16 protein-coding genes are annotated in these 19,007 nt (G+C 63.3%); 6 read left to right on the top strand and 10 right to left on the bottom strand.

The genetic code is table 11. The features are described from left to right. Nucleotides 1-35: 35 nt before the first annotated feature. The 7 genes from lptB to ACZ5RT_RS12840 form a co-directional block, all read right to left on the bottom strand. Complete coding sequence (gene lptB, locus ACZ5RT_RS12870; protein ID WP_422172177.1) at nucleotides 36-794, bottom strand: LPS export ABC transporter ATP-binding protein; 759 nt, start codon at nucleotides 792-794, stop codon at nucleotides 36-38. Beyond that, nucleotides 791-1,420 (bottom strand): lipopolysaccharide transport periplasmic protein LptA, encoded by a 630-nt coding sequence (gene lptA, locus ACZ5RT_RS12865; protein WP_108428460.1) that lies wholly within the window; start codon nucleotides 1,418-1,420, stop codon nucleotides 791-793. The genes lptB and lptA overlap by 4 nt, the downstream gene beginning before the upstream one ends. A 157-nt stretch (nucleotides 1,421-1,577) precedes the next feature. Further along, nucleotides 1,578-2,246, bottom strand: a complete 669-nt coding sequence (locus ACZ5RT_RS12860) for a thiol:disulfide interchange protein DsbA/DsbL (protein ID WP_464452731.1) — start codon at nucleotides 2,244-2,246, stop codon at nucleotides 1,578-1,580. A 27-nt stretch (nucleotides 2,247-2,273) separates the two neighbouring features. Beyond that, nucleotides 2,274-2,924: an SPOR domain-containing protein gene (locus ACZ5RT_RS12855; RefSeq protein ID WP_464452730.1), complete on the bottom strand. Its 651-nt coding sequence runs from the start codon at nucleotides 2,922-2,924 to the stop codon at nucleotides 2,274-2,276. Nucleotides 2,925-2,935: 11 nt separating this feature from the next. Then, a complete protein-coding gene (gene argS / locus ACZ5RT_RS12850; protein ID WP_108428458.1) occupies nucleotides 2,936-4,609 on the bottom strand; it encodes an arginine--tRNA ligase in 1,674 nt (557 codons plus the stop codon). Between the two features lie 68 nt (nucleotides 4,610-4,677). Continuing rightward, entirely contained in the window at nucleotides 4,678-5,604 is a 927-nt protein-coding gene (locus ACZ5RT_RS12845; protein WP_291927331.1) for a LysR family transcriptional regulator, read from the bottom strand. A 74-nt stretch (nucleotides 5,605-5,678) separates the two neighbouring features. Beyond that, complete coding sequence (locus tag ACZ5RT_RS12840; protein WP_464452729.1) at nucleotides 5,679-6,602, bottom strand: hydroxymethylglutaryl-CoA lyase; 924 nt, start codon at nucleotides 6,600-6,602, stop codon at nucleotides 5,679-5,681. Between the two features lie 174 nt (nucleotides 6,603-6,776). Here ACZ5RT_RS12840 and ACZ5RT_RS12835 point away from each other — a divergent pair, with 174 nt between their 5' ends. The 5 genes from ACZ5RT_RS12835 to ACZ5RT_RS12815 all read left to right on the top strand — a co-directional run bounded on the left by ACZ5RT_RS12835 (nucleotide 6,777) and on the right by ACZ5RT_RS12815 (nucleotide 11,894). Continuing rightward, complete coding sequence (locus ACZ5RT_RS12835; protein ID WP_464452728.1) at nucleotides 6,777-9,008, top strand: malate synthase G; 2,232 nt, start codon at nucleotides 6,777-6,779, stop codon at nucleotides 9,006-9,008. 112 nt (nucleotides 9,009-9,120) lie between these two features. Continuing rightward, nucleotides 9,121-9,354 (top strand): hypothetical protein, encoded by a 234-nt coding sequence (locus ACZ5RT_RS12830; protein ID WP_464452727.1) that lies wholly within the window; start codon nucleotides 9,121-9,123, stop codon nucleotides 9,352-9,354. Nucleotides 9,355-9,366: 12 nt separating this feature from the next. Further along, entirely contained in the window at nucleotides 9,367-9,612 is a 246-nt protein-coding gene (locus tag ACZ5RT_RS12825) for a cysteine-rich CWC family protein (protein WP_464452726.1), read from the top strand. After that, complete coding sequence (locus ACZ5RT_RS12820) at nucleotides 9,609-11,126, top strand: MFS transporter (RefSeq protein ID WP_464452725.1); 1,518 nt, start codon at nucleotides 9,609-9,611, stop codon at nucleotides 11,124-11,126. The genes ACZ5RT_RS12825 and ACZ5RT_RS12820 overlap by 4 nt, the downstream gene beginning before the upstream one ends. A gap of 3 nt (nucleotides 11,127-11,129) precedes the next feature. Then, nucleotides 11,130-11,894 (top strand): class II glutamine amidotransferase, encoded by a 765-nt coding sequence (locus ACZ5RT_RS12815; RefSeq protein ID WP_108428451.1) that lies wholly within the window; start codon nucleotides 11,130-11,132, stop codon nucleotides 11,892-11,894. Nucleotides 11,895-11,946: 52 nt separating this feature from the next. Here ACZ5RT_RS12815 and gshB read toward each other — a convergent pair whose 3' ends face one another. Both gshB and ACZ5RT_RS12805 read right to left on the bottom strand, forming a co-directional pair. Continuing rightward, nucleotides 11,947-12,888 carry a glutathione synthase gene (gene gshB / locus ACZ5RT_RS12810; RefSeq protein WP_464452724.1) on the bottom strand — a complete coding sequence of 314 codons (942 nt, stop codon included), beginning with the start codon at nucleotides 12,886-12,888 and terminating at the stop codon, nucleotides 11,947-11,949. A gap of 120 nt (nucleotides 12,889-13,008) precedes the next feature. Next, a complete protein-coding gene (locus ACZ5RT_RS12805) occupies nucleotides 13,009-14,517 on the bottom strand; it encodes an AMP nucleosidase (protein ID WP_464452723.1) in 1,509 nt (502 codons plus the stop codon). Between the two features lie 209 nt (nucleotides 14,518-14,726). Between ACZ5RT_RS12805 and kce the strand changes: the two genes are divergently transcribed. Then, complete coding sequence (kce, locus tag ACZ5RT_RS12800) at nucleotides 14,727-15,659, top strand: 3,5-dioxohexanoate:acetyl-CoA acetone transferase (RefSeq protein ID WP_291924774.1); 933 nt, start codon at nucleotides 14,727-14,729, stop codon at nucleotides 15,657-15,659. Nucleotides 15,660-15,662: 3 nt separating this feature from the next. Here kce and icmF read toward each other — a convergent pair whose 3' ends face one another. Beyond that, nucleotides 15,663-18,953, bottom strand: a complete 3,291-nt coding sequence (gene icmF, locus ACZ5RT_RS12795; RefSeq protein ID WP_464452722.1) for a fused isobutyryl-CoA mutase/GTPase IcmF — start codon at nucleotides 18,951-18,953, stop codon at nucleotides 15,663-15,665. Nucleotides 18,954-19,007: the final 54 nt, after the last annotated feature.

The raw sequence follows: 19,007 nt of genomic DNA, 5'->3' as shown, positions 1-19,007 counted from the left end.
CTGCGCTTTCAAATCGAGAACGGGCTGGGTGTGCATCACATCCTGAAGTGTTCGCCCAGGTACACCCGGCGCACATCGGCGTTGGTCACGATCTCGTCGGGCGTGCCTTCGGCCAGCACACGGCCTTCGCTGATGATGTAGGCGTGGTCGCAAATGCCCAGCGTCTCGCGCACGTTATGGTCGGTGATCAGCACACCGATACCCCGCTGCTTGAGGAAGGCAATGATGCGCTGGATCTCGATCACCGCGATCGGGTCGATGCCGGCAAAAGGCTCGTCCAGCAAAATGAAGCGCGGGTCGGTGGCCAAGGCGCGGGCAATCTCCACGCGGCGGCGCTCACCACCGGACAGCGCCACCGCAGGCGAGTCGCGCAGGTGGTCCACCCGCAAATCGTTCAGCAATTCGGTCAGGCGTTTTTCGATGTCGGTAGACGACAAGCCCCGACCTTGTGCATCGGTTTGCAGCTCCAAAATGGCGCGCACATTCTCGGCCACCGTCAACTTGCGGAAGATGGACGCCTCTTGCGGCAAATACGACAAGCCCATGCGCGAGCGCTTGTGGATGGGCATGCGGGTGACGTCTTCGCCGTCGATCAGGATCTGCCCACCATCGGCCCGCACCAGGCCCACGATCATGTAAAACGAGGTGGTTTTGCCCGCGCCGTTGGGGCCCAGCAGACCGACGACTTCGCCTTTGTCCACTTGCACCGACACGTCATGCACCACCTTGCGGCTGCCATAGGCTTTTTGCAGGTGGTGGGCTTCCAGTCGGCTGGTGAGCACAGCTTCGCTCATGGCTTGCTGCTTTCAGCCGTGCCGGGGCTGACCCGCAGGGCCGGAATGGCCGGGCTGGGCGCAGGTGGCGTGGTGGCCGGATTGGTTTTCCGGGGGGTCAGCACCGCACGCACGCGTTGGTCGCGCGGGTCGGTGGCTTTGGTGCCTGCAGCGGGGCGGTCCACCGTCATCACTTCGGTGGTGTTGTTGAACACGATTTTCTGGCCGTTGATCTGATCGGCCAACACCGTGCCACGCAAGATGCGCACTTCGGCCCGCTGGATCAAGGTGACCACGTCGGCCTTGCTGTCGTAGATGGCCATTTCGCCTTCACCCTCGGTGAATTCGTCCACGCCTTCGCGCTTTTGGCGAAAAAACACCCGCTCATTCGGGGCGGCCCAAACGTGGGCGATTTGCTGGCCTTCCTTGTCTTGCTGCACCTCCATGCGGGCGCCACGCAGCACCATCGTGCCTTTGAAGGCCACCACCTGGCCTGTGAAGATGGTGAGCAATTTGTTCTCGTCGTGGCGCATGGCATCCGCCTCGATCAGCATGGGTTTGTCGCGGTCGGCCTTTTCGGCCCAGGCGGGCATGCCGAACAAACCCAGCCCTGAGGCAAGGAGGCCGATGGTGCGGAGAATTTTCATTGAGGGCATGAATCTTGCTGGTGACGAATTTTGATTGTAGGCGCAAGCCAGGCTGTATCGGCGGCGCAGGCATGCCTGTGGCGTAAAAAAACCCGCACTGGCCTGGGCCGGGCGGGCTCTGCGTTGGGCCACCCCCCTCGGGGCTGCACGCAGGGTTTTATTTTTTCGCGGTCGGGGCGCTGGCCGGGCTGGTGCGCGACTGGGCAATCAGGGATTCCGCGACTTTCAGGGCGCGGTCCATGCTGCCCGCCAGGGTGCCATCGATGTAGTAACGGCCTGCCACGCCCAAAGAAGGCACGCCTTCGACCTTGTATTCGTTTTGCAGCTGCACCGCCCGCTTGAGTTTGGTGGCCACACCAAAGGATTTGTAGATGTCGTTGAACTTGGCTTTGTCCACGCCTTGCTTCTCGGCCCAGGCCAGCACGCTGGCGTCGGTGTTGAGCATCAACTTCTCCACATGGATCGCGGCAAACACCTTGGGGTGGAGCGTTTCCATCAGGTTCATGGCCTCGATCGTGAAAAACAGGCGCTGCTGAGGGGCAAAGTCATCACGGAAGGACACGGGGATGCGGCGCACCACCACGTCTTTCGGGGCGTTTTTCACCCATTGGGCAAAGCCGGGCTCAAAGGCGTTGCAGTGCGGGCAGCTGTACCAGAAGAACTCGATGACCTCGATCTTGCCCGCGCCGGCTTCGGTGGCGACGGCACGGTCCAGCGTCAGAAAGTCCTTGCCGGATTTGAACAGGGCGGCCTGAGCCCAGGCCACAGGTGCGCTCAGCCAGGCGCTGGCGCTCAGCAAGGCGGAAGAGAAGAGACGGCGTTTCATGGACATGCTCCAAATAAGGGGGCGGGTTCAGCGCTGAACCCGGACCAGGGTGTTTTCAATGCCGCTGCCTTCCAGGCGGGCGCGGATGCGTTCGGCGGCGGCTTTGTCTGCAAAGGGCCCCAAGCGTACGCGATACACCGTGCGTCCGGCTTGATCCCGCTCAGAAACCTTGGCGTCCAGACCCATTAAGGCCAGCTTGGCTTTTTGGGCGTCGGCATCGCTGCTGGTTCGGTAGGCCCCCACCTGGATCACGTAGTCAAAGGGGTCGGCCGCATTGGCGGGCGTGGCAGGGGTGCTCAAACCGGATTTGGACTTGGCCAAATCGCCCAGCGGATCGGCGGTGACAGCTGGGCGTGGTTCGGATTTGGGTGCTTCTGCGGCGCTTTTGCCCGCGGTGCCCGAAGCGGATTTGTCGGTGGCCGCGTCAGCCGCAGGTGCACTGGGCGCGGCAGGGGCTTCGGCGGGTGGCTTGGGCTGGAACACGCTGTTCGGGTTCCAGTCCTTGTTCTTTTCGGTTTCCTGCACGTCCTGGTCGGTGCTGCGGGTCTGGTTTTTGTTGGAAAACGGCGTGGGCACCTTGGTCACATAAATGGCCACGGCCAAAGCCACGGCCAGACCCAGCACCAGGCCGATGATGAAGCCCAGAAAAGTACCGCCGCGTTGGCTGTGGAGTTGCATGATCCGTCCCATCACATTTTTTGCGGGGCCGACACGCCCAGCACTTTCAGGCCGTTGCGCAGCACCTGCGCGGTGGCGGCCACCAGGGCCAGACGCGCTTGTTTGACCGCATCGTCGTCCACCAGAATGCGCTCGGCGTCGTAGTAGCTGTGGTACAGCGAGGCCAGGTCGCGCAAATAGAAGGTCACGTCGTGCGGCGCGAAGTCGTTGGCCGCAGACGTCAGCATCTCGGGGTACTTGGCCAGGGCCAGCATCAGCGCGTGGGCCTGCGGGCTTTGCAGCGGCGACAGGTCGGCTTTGGCCAAGCTGGCCACATCGCCACCCCAGGCCGCCAACACCGAGCAGATGCGTGCATGCGCGTATTGCACGTAATACACCGGGTTGTCGTTGTTCTGGGCCAGCGCCAAGTCGATGTCGAAGATGTATTCGGTGTCGGGTTTGCGCGAGAGCAGGAAAAAGCGCACCGCGTCCTTGCTGGTCCACTCGATCAAATCGCGCAGCGTGACGTAGCTGCCGGCACGCTTGGAGATCTTGACCTCTTCGCCGCCGCGCATGACGCGCACCATGGTGTGCAGCACGTAGTCGGGGTAGCCCTCGGGGATGCCCACGCCTGCCGCCTGCAGGCCCGCACGCACACGGGCAATGGTGCCGTGGTGGTCGGTGCCCTGGATGTTCACCACACGGGTGAAGCCGCGCTCCCACTTGGTGATGTGGTAAGCCACATCGGGCACAAAATAGGTGTAGCTGCCGTCGCCCTTGCGCATGACGCGGTCCTTGTCGTCACCGTAATCGGTGGACTTGAGCCACAAGGCGCCGTCGTGTTCGTAGGTCTTGCCCGCTTCGCGCAGCTTTTGCACGGCCGCATCCACCTTGCCGCTGGTGTAGAGGCTCGACTCCAGGTAATAGTTGTCGAACTGGACGTCAAAGGCCTTGAGGTCCAGGTCCTGCTCGCGCCGCAGGTAGGCCACGGCAAACAGGCGCATGCCGTCGAGGTCATTCACATCGCCGCTGCCGGTGAATTCGCGGTCATCCGACTTGACGGTCTTTTTGGCCATGAAGTCGTTGGCGATGTCCTGGATGTAATCGCCGTTGTAGGCAGCCTCGGGCCACTCGGCGTCGCCCGGTTTGAAACCCTTGGCCCGCAGCTGGGTGGAGTTGGCCAGCGTGCTGATCTGCACGCCCGCGTCGTTGTAATAGAACTCGCGGTAGACCTGCTGGCCTTGTGTGGCCAGCAAATTGCAAATCGCGTCGCCCAAGGCCGCTTGACGGCCGTGGCCCACATGCAAGGGGCCTGTGGGGTTGGCCGAGACAAACTCGACCAGCACTTTGTTGGGTTGGGCAGGCTGATCGCCAAAGCATTCGGCCGCTTGCAGCACTTCGTGCACCACGGCCTGTTTGGCCGCGTCTTTCAGACGGATGTTGATGAAGCCGGGCCCGGCGATCTCGACGGCGTCGACCCAGCGCTCGAAAGCGGGGGTGGCCAGCAAGGCGCTGCGCAGGGTTTCGGACAACTGCCGGGGGTTTTGCTTGAGGGCTTTGGCCAGCTGCATCGCAGCGGTGCAGGCCAGGTCGCCATGGGCGGCCACTTTGGGCGATTCGAAGGCCGCACGCGCACCCGCGCCGGTTTGGAGTTTTTCAAGCTCGGCGGCCAGGGCCGTGAGCAAATGTTGTTTGGCAGAAAGCATAGGGCGCGATTTTACGGCTTGGGCCCCAAGGCGCTGGGCTTTAGGGCGGGTTGCCGTGGCTTTCGGGCTCAGCGATGGGCCGTTTGCCAGTAACCGGGCTGGGCGTAGTGGTGTTTGAGGTGGTCGATCCACAAGCGCACGCGCAGCGGCAGGTGCTTGCGCTGAGGAAAAACCACAAAAATCCCGTTGGGTGGCGCCGCAAACTCTTCCAGCACCGCCACCAATTGGCCCGAGCGGATTTCGCCCTCCACTTCCCAGGTGCTGCGCCAGGCGATGCCGTAACCGGCCAGGCACCAGTCGTGCAGCACCTGCCCGTCCGAGCAGTCGAGCGGACCGCCGGGGCGCAGGTGCACCACGTCCTGTCCACCATCTGCCGGGTTGCGAAAAGCCCAGCCCCGGGTTTGCGAGGCGTCGCTCGACAAGGTCAGGCAGTCGTGCTGCAGCAAGTCAGAGGGTTGTTGTGGCGTGCCGCGCCGCGCCAGATAAGCCGGGGTGGCCACGCACAGGCGTCGGTTGTCGGCCATGCGCACACTGACCAGCGAGCTGTCGGGCAGGTCGCCCACGCGGACGGCGCAGTCAAAGCCCTCGGCCGCCAGGTCCACCACCCGGTCGCTCAGGTTGAGCGAAATCGTCACATCGGGGTGCAGTTCGCGAAAGCGCGGCACCAGCGGGGCCACATGGCGGCGGCCAAACCCGGCCGGGGCGGTGATGCGCAAATGGCCGCTCGCCTTGACGCCGCCCGCCGACACACTGGCTTCGGCATTGGCCACATCCGAGAGCAGGCGCTGGCAATCTTCCAGAAAAGCGCTGCCTTCGTGCGTCAGGGTGATGCGCCGGGTGGTGCGCACCAGCAGCTTCACGCCCAGGCTTTCCTCCAGCGCATCGAGCCTGCGGCCAATGATGGCCGGGGCCACGCCCTCGGCCCGGGCAGCGGCGGTCAGGCTGCCCTTGGTGGCAACCGAGACAAAGGTTTCGAAGGCTTTGAGCTTGTCCATGCGACCCGATTATGCGGGTTCAAGGTTGCAATGCCGCCGCCGCGATGGGTGATTGATGCGCGAGGATGCTTGTATCAAACCCAGCCCTTGGGCAAACCCGCCTCGGGCGTCATGCCATACAGCGGCTCGCCGGGCAGCCCGGCTCTCAAAGGCGCGCGCGCGGCCATGAGCCGGTTCAGGTCAACCCCGGTCGACACGCCCATGGCCTCGAACATGAAGACCAAATCTTCGGTCACCACATTGCCTGAAGCACCCGGCGCATAAGGGCAGCCACCCAAACCGCCCAGAGAACTGTCGAAGGTGCGCACGCCCGCTTCGTAAGCGGCCAGGCAATTGGCCAAGCCCAAGCCCCGGGTGTTGTGCATGTGGGCCGCGCCTGTGAGCGGGCCGATTTCCCGGAACAATGCTTTGAACAAGCGGCTGACCTGAGCCGGGTTGCCCATGCCGGTCGTGTCCGACAGGCCGATCTCGTTCACCCCTGCTTGCGCCAGTTGCAGCGCCAGGCGCAGCACATCGTCCTCGGGCACCGCGCCTTGCAGCGTGCAGCCAAAGGCGGTGGACATGCCCACTTCCACTGGCACGCCGGGCGCGATCTCGTCGCGCAGGCGCAGAACGGCCCGCACCTCGTCGACCATGGCTTCGGGCGTCTTGCGCACATTGGCCAGGGAGTGCGCGGGGCTGGCCGACACGGGCAGGGTGAGCTTTTGCGCGCCGGCTTGCAGTGCGGCCTGTGCGCCGCGCAGATTGGGCACCAGCGCCATCACACGCACACCCGTGTGGCGCAGCGCGTGCTGCACCACTTGCGCGGCATCGGCCATTTGGGGCAAGAGTTGGGCGGGCACAAACGAGGCGACTTCGATCTCGCGCAGGCCGGCTGCGGCCAGCGCGTCGATCCAGCGCAGCTTGTCGGCCGTGGGCATGGTGGTTGTCACCGATTGCAGGCCATCGCGCGGGCCGACTTCGCTGATCAGGACGGCTGGAGGGTCAATGCGGGTCATGACAGGATTAGACAACAGCGGATTTGTGCGGAAAAGTCATGGGTTTATGGCATTTGAACGGGTTTATCTGCATACAAACTTAGAATAAAGTCCTTTCACGTCAGATCGAGGCTCTGTGGCGACCATGCCCTGAGCGACATTCCTTCCGTTTTTCAACATCCTTTCGAGGCTTCCATGACTGCACGCACCGCGATCCACAACCTGCAAGTGGCCAATCCCTTGCTGAGTTTCATCAATGACCAGATGCTGCCCGCCACTGGCGTGGACAAAGACAAGTTCTGGAAGGGCTTCAACGACATCGTGACCGACCTGGCCCCGAAAAACATCGCCCTGCTGGCCGAGCGTGACCGCATCCAGACGGCCATGGACGCGTGGCATACCGCCAACCCCGGCCCGGTGGCCGAGGGCAAGGCCATGAAGGCCTACCGCAAATACCTGAGCCAGATCGGCTACCTGGTGCCCGAGCCCAAGAATGCGCAGGCCACCACCGCCAACGTGGACGCCGAGCTGGCCAAGCTGGCTGGTCCCCAGCTGGTGGTGCCGATCCTGAACGCTCGCTACGCCCTGAACGCCGCCAACGCCCGTTGGGGCTCTTTGTACGACGCGCTGTACGGCACCGACGCGATCAGCGAAGCCGATGGCTGCGAAAAAGGCTCGGGCTACAACCCCAAGCGTGGCGCCAAAGTCATCGACTACTGCCGCCATGTGCTCGACCGCACGGCACCACTGAAGACCGGCTCGCACGTGGGCAGCAAGGGCTACGCCGTCAAGGCAGGCAAGCTGGTGGTCACTCTGGCCAATGGCAAGAGCACGACCCTGGCAGACGCCAAGCAGTTCGTGGGCTATACAGGCGATGCCAAGGCCCCCGCCTCGGTGCTGTTCGTGCACAACGGCCTGCACCTGGACCTGCAGATCAACAAGAACACCCCTATCGGCAAGACCGACCCGGCTGGCGTGTCCGACCTGATCGCTGAAAGCGCCCTGTCCACCATCCTGGATCTTGAAGACTCGGTGGCCGCGGTGGACGCCGACGACAAAGTGCTGGCCTACAGCAACTGGCTGGGCATCCTGCAAGGCACCTTGAGCGAAGAAGTTCAAAAAGGCGGCAAGACCTTCACCCGCACCATGAACGGTGACCGCGAGTACACCCAACCCACAGGCAAGGGCACGGTCAAATTGCACGGCCGCTCGCTCATGTTTGTGCGCAACGTCGGTCACCTGATGACCAACCCCGCCATCCTCTACAAAGCCGCCGATGGCAGCATGAAAGAGATCCCCGAGGGCATCATGGACGCGATGGTCACCGTGACCTGCGCCCTGGTGGACCTGCAGAAAAAGTCCTCGCACCCGCTGCGCAACAGCCGCACCGGCAGCGTCTACATCGTCAAGCCCAAGATGCACGGCCCGGCCGAAGTGGCCTTTGCCGACGAGCTGTTTGGCCGTGTTGAAAAAGTCATCGGCATGAAGCCCTCCACCGTCAAGCTGGGCATCATGGACGAAGAGCGCCGCACCAGCGCCAACCTCAAGGCCTGCATCGCCGCAGCCAAGAGCCGTGTGGCCTTCATCAACACCGGCTTCCTGGACCGCACGGGCGACGAGATGCACACCTGCATGCTGGCCGGTCCCGTCATGCGCAAGGGCGACATCAAGAACAGCACTTGGTTGGCCGCTTACGAAAAGAACAACGTGAATGTGGGCCTGGCCTGCGGCCTGCGTGGTCGCGCCCAGATCGGCAAAGGCATGTGGGCCATGCCCGACCTGATGGCCGACATGCTCAAGGCCAAGATCGGTCACCCCCTGGCCGGTGCCAACACCGCCTGGGTGCCCAGCCCCACCGCCGCCACGCTGCACGCCATGCACTACCACCAGGTGGATGTGCCTGCCCTGCAAAAGCAGATGGAAAAGGCTGTGGCCAAGCAAGATCCGAAACAATTGCGCGAAGACACGCTCAACGCTTTGTTGCAGTTCCCTGTGGTGGCCAAAGACGCCGCCAACTGGTCGGAAGAGGACAAGCAAAAAGAACTCGACAACAACGCCCAGGGCATCCTGGGTTATGTGGTGCGCTGGGTCGACCAAGGCGTGGGCTGCTCCAAAGTGCCCGACATCAACGGTGTGGGCCTGATGGAAGACCGCGCTACGCTGCGCATTTCCAGCCAGCACATGGCCAACTGGTTGCACCACGGCGTGGTCACCGAAAAGCAGGTCAAGCAAACCATGGAGCGCATGGCCGCTGTGGTCGACGCTCAAAACGCGGGCGACGCGGCTTACCAGCCCATGGCCGGCAACTTCGCCAAGTCGGCCGCTTACAAAGCGGCTTGCGACCTGGTCTTCAAAGGCAAGGCGCAACCTAGCGGTTACACCGAGCCCCTGCTGCACGCCTGGCGCCTGAAGGTCAAAGCGGCCTGATTTCGGGCAGGTCTGGTACTTGAAAAAACGGCTCCTTCGGGAGCCGTTTTGCTGTGGGTCATGCGTTGCTGCACCGGTCATCCCTGAAAATAGGGGTTTTCAGGAGGGCGCAATGCGCTGGATTGACCGGATTCCGAAGTTGTGGCTGGTGGCCATTGCCGTTTATTTGGCGGGCGCCCCTTTTGTGCCCGAGCCGCACCTGGTGGAAAAGTGGCGCATGCTCACCGAGGGCAGTTTGAGCAAGCCCATCGACATCTTTGATTTTTTCCTGCACAACGCGCCCATGGTGGTGCTGGCCATTCGCCTGTGGCGTGACGCGCAGCGTCGCCGCCAGGGCAACAACTGAGATTTCACCGCCATGACGCAGTTTGCCCTTGACCCATGCCGCTGCCCTTTGTGTGGGCAGCCCAATGCCTGCGCCATGGCCGCGCCCAACACCGGAGCTGCAGCACCCGGACCGTGCTGGTGCACGCGCGTGGCGTTCAGCGCCGATTTGTTGAAACAAGTCCCCGAAGCGGCCCGCAACAAAGCCTGCATTTGCGCGGCCTGTGTCGTGGCGTCCACGCCGCCATCACAAGGCCAAAACCCAGGCGAGGGCGCATGAGCCTGGCCCAAGGCCCCCACAGCCTGCAGGCGCTGAAAGCGCGCTACGGCGAGCGCCACCGCTGGCTGTTGTTGCTGTCGGTCATGCTGGGTTCCATGGCGGCGGTGATGTCGTCCACCATCATGAACGTGGCCATTCCCGACATGAGCCAGCACTTCACCCTGGGTCAAAGCCGCGTGCAGTGGGTCACCTCGGGTTTCATGGTGGCGATGACGGTATCCATGCTGACCACGCCCTGGTTGTTGTCGCGCTACGGCTACCGCCGTGTGTACGAGGTGTGCATGTGGCTCTTGCTGGGCGGCGGCGTGGTGGGCGGCTTCGCCAACGATTTCCCGCTGGTCATGGCCGCCCGCGTGGCCGAGGGCCTGGCCGCAGGCGTGGTGCAGCCCATTCCCGCGATCATCATCTTGCGCGCCTTTGCGCCCGAAGAGCAGGGCCGCGCCAGCGGGCTGTTTGGCATGGGTGTGGTGCTGGCCCCGGCCTTAGGCCCCAGCATCGGCGGTGTGCTGGTCGATGTGTTTGGCTGGCGTTCGATCTTTTTCATGGTGGTGCCGCTGGCCATGGTGGCGCTGTGGCTGTCGCGCCGCTATGTGCCCACCTCGGCCCCGGGCGGCGTGCAGGCCGATGCGGACAGCCCGGGCCTGGACTGGATCGGGCTGGCGCTGGCCAGCGTTTCCACCTTGATGCTGCTCAACGGTCTGGTGCAGTTGCGCGGCGATGACGACACGGTGGCCGTGGTGCTGCTGGCGCTGGCGGGTGTGGGCATGGCGGTGTTTGTGGCTTGGCAGCGGCATTTGCTGCAGCCGGGTCGCCGCGCCCGTCGCCACGCAAGCCGCAGCGCGTCGGGGCAGCCTCCGCGGGGGCCGCTCATGAACCTGCGTGTGTTTGGCCACCGCAATTTCGCCATGGGGTCGCTGGTGTCTTTCACCTACGGCATCGCGCTGTTTGGCTCCACCTATTTGTTGCCGGTCTACATGCAGATGGGGCTGGGCCTGTCGCCGTCCTACATTGGCGCGGCTTTGTTGCCAGCGGGTATTTTGCTGGCCGTGACCATCGCGGTGGTGGGGCGTTTGTCCAATCGGTTTCCGCCCGCCTATTGGGTGAGCTGGGGCCTGGCCATGCTGGCGCTGTCGTTTGCGCTCATGCCGCTGGTGCACCCGGCGGCAGGCCTGGCCTTGCTCTGGATTTTGGTGATCCTCGGGCGCATTGGTCTGGGCTTCATCCTGCCTTCGCTCAATCTGGGCGCTTTGCGGGGCTTGCCCAAGGACCTGATCCCGCAGGCGTCCAGCGTGATCGGTTTTGTGCGCATGCTGGGCGGCGCGGCGGGCGTGAGCATTTGCGCCATCGTGCTGGAGTGGCGTCTGGCGGTGTACGCCTTCGCCTCCAGCAGCCCGGGCAGCGCCGATTTGCGGGCCTTCAACGAGACCTTTGTTTTTCTGGCCACGATGACCGCGCTGGCCTTACTGGCTGCCTGGAAAATGGCCGAACCCAAAGCCACACCCGCCAAGGACTGAACCATGTGCCAACTGCTCGGCATGAACTGCAACACCCCCACCGATGTGACCTTCAGCTTCAGTGGCTTTGCCCAGCGCGGCGGCCTCACCGACCACCATGGCGATGGCTGGGGCATCGCCTTTTTTGAGGGGCTGGGTGTGCGCCACTTTGTGGACCACCAAAGCGCCAGCACATCGCCGATTGCCGATCTGATTCGGCGTTACCCGATCCAGAGCCAGAACGTCATCGCCCACATCCGCAAGGCCACGCAAGGCGTGGTGAGTCTGGAGAACTGCCACCCCTTTGTGCGCGAGCTGTGGGGCCGCTACTGGGTGTTTGCGCACAACGGGAACCTGGTGGACTATGCGCCGCGCCTGCACGGCAGCTTCAAGCCCGTGGGGCAGACCGACAGCGAGCGGGCGTTTTGCTGGCTGATGCAAGAGCTGGCCAAGTCACACGCCAGTGTGCCGAGCGTTCAGGAAATGTCGCTGACCTTGCGCGAGCTGGTGCCGCAGATCGCCCGCTTTGGCACCTTCAACTTCTTGTTGTCCAACGGACAGGCGCTGTGGGCGCATGCCAGCACGCATTTGCATTACGTGCTGCGCAGGCACCCCTTCAACCGTGCGACCTTGAGCGACGAAGACCTGAGTGTGAACTTTGCAGAGCACACCCGCGAGACCGACCGGGTGGCGGTGGTGGTGACCGCGCCTTTGACCACCGACGAGGCCTGGGTGGCCTTTGAGCCAGGGCGCTTGTACACCTTTGAGGACGGCGATCTGAAAGGCTAGGTCGGACCCTCAGGTCCGACAGTCGGTTTGACCGGGCTTCAAGGCGCGGCGCTCAGAGCGCCGCTTCCACCGCGTCCCAAAACAGCGCCGCCACGTCGCAGCCCATCTGGTCGGTGATTTCCTGAAAGCAGGTCGGGCTGGTCACGTTGATCTCGGTCAGGCTCTCGCCAATGATGTCCAGGCCCACCAGCATCAGGCCGCGTGCGAAGAGGATCGGGCCGAGCGCTTCGGCAATTTCGCGGTCGCGCGCCGAAATCGGTTGGGCCACGCCCTTGCCGCCAGCGGCCAGGTTGCCGCGCACTTCACCGCCTTGCGGAATACGTGCCAGGCAAAAGGGCACGGGCTTGCCGCCGATCAACAACACGCGCTTGTCGCCTTGCGCGATGCCGGGCAAAAACTTTTGCACCATCACGGTTTGTGCGCCGCCACGGTTCAGGGTTTCGATGATCGCGCCCAGGTTCAAACCGTCGGCACCCACCTTGAAGATGCCTGTGCCCCCCATGCCATCCAGCGGCTTCAGGATGATGGTGCCGTGCTCGGCGTGGAAAGCGCGGATGTCGGCTTCGCTGCGGGTGACCAGCGTGGGCGCGATGAACTGTGGAAACTCCAGAATGGCCAGCTTCTCGGGGTGGTTGCGCAGGGCTGCCGGGCTGTTGAACACCTTGGCGCCTTCGCGCTCGGCCTGACTCAGCAGGTGGGTGGCGTAAAAGTATTCGCTGTCAAACGGCGGGTCGGTGCGCATGATGACGGCGTCAAAGTCCTTCAAGTTGGCGCGGCGCGTGCCGGTCTGGGTGAACCAGGTGTCGGGCTGGCCAGTGAGCGTGATGTCGCGCACTTGGGCAGACACGGCTTCGCCTTGCTGCCAGCGCACATCGGTCATCTGGCAGGCCACGACCTGGTGGCCGCGCTTTTGCGCTTCGCGCATCATCGAAAACGTGGTGTCCTTGTAAATCTTGAAGGACTCGAGGGGGTCGGCAATGAAGAGGATGTGCATGAGGTTCATTCTAGAAGGGTATCGTTTTGCAGGTCGGTGGCTTTAGCCCCGACATGATGGATCGCGAACGCCTGTCGGGGCTCAAGCCACCGACCTACGGGGGCACATGGTTGACGGCAGTTACTGAAACGCCACTTCGGCAAAGCTGCGCAGTTTGCGGCTGTGCAGTTGTTCGGGGCCGGCGTTGCGCAGAAGGCTCACGGCGCGGATGCCGATTTGCAGGTGCTGGTTCACGCGTTCGCGGTAAAAGTGGTTGGCCATGCCCGGCAGCTTGATTTCGCCGTGTAATGGCTTGTCGCTCACGCACAGCAAGGTGCCATAGGGCACCCGAAAGCGAAAACCGTTGGCTGCAATCGTGGCGCTTTCCATGTCCAGCGCCACGGCGCGGCTTTGGCTGAAGCGCCGCTGCGGCGTGCTGGCCACGTTGTGGGTGGGCAGCAGCTCCCAGTTGCGGTTGTCGGTGCTGGCCACGGTGCCGGTGCGCATGAGGCGTTTGAGCTCGGGGCCTTGGCTGCCGGTGACTTCGGACACGGCACGCTCGAGCGCCACCTGCACTTCGGCCAGCGCCGGGATCGGCACCCACAGCGGCAGCTCTTCGTCGAGCACATGGTCTTCGCGCACATAGGCGTGGGCCAGCACGTAGTCGCCCAGTTGCTGGGTGGTGCGCAGGCCCGCGCAGTGGCCCAGCATCAGCCAGGCGTGCGGGCGCAGCACGGCGATGTGGTCGGTGATGGTTTTGGCGTTGGCGGGCCCGACGCCGATGTTGACCATGGTGATGCCGCTGTGGCCCTTGCGCACCAGGTGGTAGCCGGGCATTTGCGGCAGGCGAGGTGGCATCTGGCCCAGGGCGTCCACGTCTTCGGGGGTCAGGCCCACGCGGCGGGTGACCATGTTGCCGGGCTCGACAAAGGCGATGTATTCGCTGTCCGGGTTGTGCATTTCGGCGCGGCCCAGCGCGATGAACTCGTCGATGTAAAACTGGTAATTGGTGAACAGCACGTAGTTCTGAAACCAGCGCGGCGAGGTGCCGGTGTAGTGGCGCAGGCGCTGCAGCGAATAGTCGATGCGGGGCGCGGTGAACAGCGACAGCGGCCGCGCCTCGGAAGGGGCTGGCTCGTGTGTGCCGTTGGCAATGCCGTCGTCCATGGCGGTCAGATCCGGCAGGTCAAACACCTCGCGCATCAGGGCCTGACGCTCGGGGCTCAGGCTGCCTTCCATGTGCTCGTCTTCGGCCAACGAAAAGTGGATGGGGATGGGCTGGTTGCTGGTGCCCACCTGCAGGCTCACGCCGTGGTTTTGCAGCAGCAGCGCCAGTTGTTGGCGGATGTAGAAGGCAAACAGGTCGGGCCGGGTGAGCGTGGTTTCAAACCGGCCAGGCTCGGCCACAAAGCCGTAGCTCAGGCGGCTGCTCAGGCCCTCCTTCTTGCGGCTGGCGCTGCTGATTTGCACCCGCACAAAGGGGTAAAAAGCCCGCACCCGGGTGTTCGCCATGTCCGCACCCGCCACAAATTCGCGCATGGCCTGGCGCAGGTGGTTCACGCTGTGCTGGTAGATGTGCTGAATTTGCGCCAAGGCGCTGTCGGCATCGTGGTGCTCGGAGGGGGCGATGAAAGGCGGCAGGTGCTGCATGGGGGTTCCTGGACAGGTTCTTCGAGTTTAGTGGCTCGGTGACGGTTGATTTTGATGCAGGACCATGACCGGTGTGTGGCACCACCCTTGGCCTGCGCCATTCGGTGCGCAGTGTTGCCTTGGTGACCCCAAGAGCCCGACGGCTCGGGCATGCTGGCGCGCATCCAGGGTTCAGCCCCTGCTGCCCAGCCATATTCAGAAGACGGTTCATGAGCCAAGCCCGCAAAGTCATCATCACCTGCGCACCCACCGGGGCCATCCACACGCCCAGCATGTCGCCGCATTTGCCGGTCACTGCTGACGAAATTGCCGATGCGGCCATTGCCGCCGCCGAGGCGGGTGCAGCAATCTTGCATCTGCACGCCCGCGATCCGAAAGACGGCCGCCCCACGCAAGACCCGGCGTTCTTTGTGCCCTTCTTGAAAAAGATCAAGGCCCACACCAATGCCGTGATCAACCTGACCACGGGTGGCAGCCCGCACATGACGGTGCATGAGCGCATGCAGCCGGCCCTGACTTTCAAGCCCGAGGTGGCGTCGCTCAATATGGGCTCGATGAATTTCGGCTTGTTCCCCATGCTCGACCGGTTCAAGACGTTTGAGCACGAGTGGGAGCGTGAGCACCTGGAAAAAAGCCGTGATCTGGTGTTCAAGAACACCTACAAGGACATCGAAACCATTTTGCGCCTGGGCACCGAAAACGGCACCCGCTTTGAATTCGAGTGCTACGATATCAGCCACCTGTACAACCTGGCGCACTTTCGTGACCGGGGCTTGGTGAAGGGGCCTTTGTTTGTGCAATCGGTGTTCGGCATTCTGGGCGGCATCGGCCCGCACCCCGAAGACCTGATGCACATGCGCCGCACCGCCGACCGTTTGTTCGGCAACGATTACCAGTGGTCGATTCTGGGGGCAGGCAAAGGCCAGATTGCGCTGGCCAGCATCGGTGCGGCCATGGGCTCGAACGTGCGCGTGGGCCTGGAGGACTCGCTGTGGATCGGTCCTGGAAAATTGGCCGAGTCCAGCGCGCAACAGGTCCAGCGCATCCGCACGGTGCTCGAAGCTCTGAACCTGGAGATCGCCACACCCGATGAGGCCCGCAGCATGCTGGCGCTCAAGGGCGGGGATCAGGTGAACTTCTGAGGTTCACATATTTCGACGGTACTGACCACCCACTTCGAACAGCGCGTTGGTGATCTGGCCGAGTGAGCAGACCCGCACCGCGTCCATCAGCACCTCGAACACATTGCCGTTGTCGATCACGGCTTGCTGCAAACGCTTGAGCATGGCCGGTGCCTTGTCGGCGTGGCGGGTGTGGAAGTCTTGCAGGCGCTTGAGTTGTGACTGCTTTTCTTCTTCGGTCGAGCGGGCCAACTCCAGGCTTTCCAGCACTTCGTCGCCCTTGGGGTTGCGGAAGGTGTTGACGCCGATGATGGGCAGCTCGCCCGTGTGCTTGAGCATCTCGTAGTGCATGGATTCGTCCTGGATCTTGCCGCGCTGGTAGCCGGTTTCCATCGCGCCCAGCACGCCGCCACGCTCGGCGATCTTTTCAAACTCGGCCAGCACCGCCTCTTCGACCAGTTCGGTCAGTTCGTCGATGATGAAGGCGCCTTGGTTCGGGTTCTCGTTCTTGGCCAGGCCCCATTCGCGGTTGATGATGAGCTGGATCGCCATGGCGCGGCGCACCGAGTCTTCGGTGGGCGTGGTGATGGCCTCGTCAAACGCGTTGGTGTGCAGGCTGTTGCAGTTGTCGTAGATCGCGATCAGCGCCTGCAGCGTGGTGCGGATGTCGTTGAACTGGATCTCTTGTGCGTGCAGCGAGCGGCCCGAGGTCTGGATGTGGTACTTGAGCTTTTGGCTGCGTTCGTTCGCACCGTACTTCTCTTTCATGGCCACGGCCCAGATGCGCCGCGCCACGCGGCCCAGCACCGTGTATTCGGGGTCCATGCCGTTGCTGAAGAAGAAGCTCAGGTTCGGCGCGAAGTCGTCGATGTGCATGCCACGCGCCAGATACGCTTCCACAAAGGTGAAGCCGTTGGACAGCGTGAAGGCCAGCTGCGAAATCGGGTTGGCCCCGGCTTCGGCGATGTGGTAGCCGCTGATCGACACCGAGTAGAAGTTGCGCACGTCGTGGTGCACAAAGTACTGCGCGATGTCGCCCATGACTTTGAGCGAAAACTCGGTGCTGAAAATGCAGGTGTTCTGACCCTGGTCTTCCTTCAGGATGTCCGCCTGAACCGTGCCGCGCACATTGGCCAGCACCCATTCCTTGATCTTGGCGGTTTCGGTCTCGGTGGGCTCGCGACCGTTGTCGGCTTTGAACTTGTCGATGTTCTGGTCGATGGCCGTGTTCATGAACATGGCGAGGATGGACGGCGCGGGGCCGTTGATCGTCATCGACACGGATGTGGTGGGGTTGCACAGGTCAAAGCCCGAGTACAGCACCTTCATGTCGTCGAGCGTGGCCACGTTCACGCCCGAGTTGCCGATCTTGCCGTAGATGTCCGGACGCAGGTCGGGGTCGTTGCCGTACAGCGTGACCGAGTCGAAGGCGGTGGACAGGCGCTTGGCGGGCATGCCCTCGCTCACCAGCTTGAAGCGGCGGTTGGTGCGGAAAGGGTCACCCTCTCCGGCGAACATGCGGGTCGGGTCTTCGCCCTCGCGCTTGAAGGCAAAGGTGCCCGAGGTGTAGGGGTAGCTGCCGGGCACGTTGTCCAGCATCAGCCACTTGAGCACTTCGCCATCGTCTTCGTACTTGGGCAGCGCGACTTTGCGGATGGTGGTGCCGGAGAGAGACTTGGTGGTGAGTGCTGTGCGGATTTCTTTGTCGCGGATCTTCACCACGTACTCGTCGCCCGCATAGGCTTTTTGCATGTCGGGCCACTGGGCCAGCAGTTTGCGGGCAGTGGGGTCTTGCGTTTGTTCGCGCTGCACCGCCAAGTCAATCGCGGCTTCGGCGGCCTTGGCGCGACCGGACTTGCCCACTTCGAGCATGCGGGCTGCGGCGCGCAGCTGCTGGATCTCGCGGGCCAGGCGGGCCTGGTCAATGGCGCGTTTTTTGTAACCGCGCACGGTGTCGCTGATCTCGGCCAGATAGCGGGTGCGCGAGGAGGGCACCACCGGGTTCTGGTGGGTGCTGTGGCGCACATTCACCACGGGCAGGCGGCCTTCGGTGGTCTTCATGCCCAGTTCGGCCAGGCGGGATTTCAGCGCTTGGTACAGCGCGGTCACGCCGTCGTCGTTGAAGCGGGCGGCCATGGTGCCAAACACCGGCATCTGCTCGGTGGGGGTGGTCCAGGCTTCCTTGTTGCGCTGCACCTGCTTGGCCACATCGCGCAGCGCGTCACTCGCGCCTTTGCGGTCGAACTTGTTGATGGCCACAAACTCGGCAAAGTCCAGCATGTCGATTTTTTCGAGCTGGCTGGCCGCGCCAAACTCGGGCGTCATCACGTACATGGGCACATCGACATGCGGCACGATGGCGGCGTCGCCCTGGCCAATGCCGGAGGTTTCGACCACGATCACATCAAAACCGGCCACCTTGCAGGCCGCCACCACATCGGGCAGGGCGGCCGAAATTTCAGAGCCAAAGTCACGCGTGGCCAGCGAGCGCATGAACACGCGGGGGCCTTGTGACCAGGGCGAGATGGCGTTCATGCGGATGCGGTCGCCCAGCAGCGCACCACCACTCTTGCGGCGTGAAGGGTCGATGGAGATCACGGCCACACGCAGCGCGTCGTCCTGGTCCAGGCGCAGACGGCGGATCAGCTCGTCGGTGAGCGACGACTTGCCCGCACCGCCCGTGCCGGTGATGCCCAACACAGGCACTTTCTTGCTGGCGGCCTGCTCGCGCACGGCTTTCACCACACCCGCATCAGCCTTGTCGTTTTCCAAAGCAGTGATCAGCTGCGCCAGGGCGCGCCAGTTCATCTCGCCGTGGCCTTGAATGGCGTCCACGGTTTTGGGGGCCAGCGGGCTCACGTCCTGGTCGCAGCGCATGACCATCTCGCCGATCATCCCGGCCAGGCCCATTTTTTGGCCGTCTTCGGGGCTGAAAATGCGCACGCCTTTCTCGGCCAGGGCGCGGATTTCGGCCGGCACGATCACGCCGCCGCCGCCGCCAAACACCTGGATGTGCTCGCCACCCCGGGCCTTGAGCAAATCGACCATGTAGCTGAAGTATTCGTTGTGCCCGCCCTGGTAAGAGCTGATGGCGATGCCCTGCGCGTCTTCCTGCAGGGCGGCGGTCACCACTTCGTCGACCGAGCGGTTGTGGCCCAGGTGGATGACTTCGGCCCCCATGCTTTGCAGGATGCGGCGCATGATGTTGATGGCGGCGTCGTGGCCGTCAAACAGGCTGGCGGCGGTGACAAAACGCACCTTGTTCGTGGGGCGGTACTCGGCCAAGGCTTTGAATTCGGCGGACAGGTCGGTCATGGGGGTCTCCGTTGGCGGGCGATCTGGATGGCTTTGACGTTGACGTAAACGTCA

The organism is Limnohabitans sp. TEGF003, from assembly GCF_055395455.1.
Note: the sequence above shows the minus strand (reverse complement) of the source record. Positions and strands in the feature narration are given on the sequence as shown.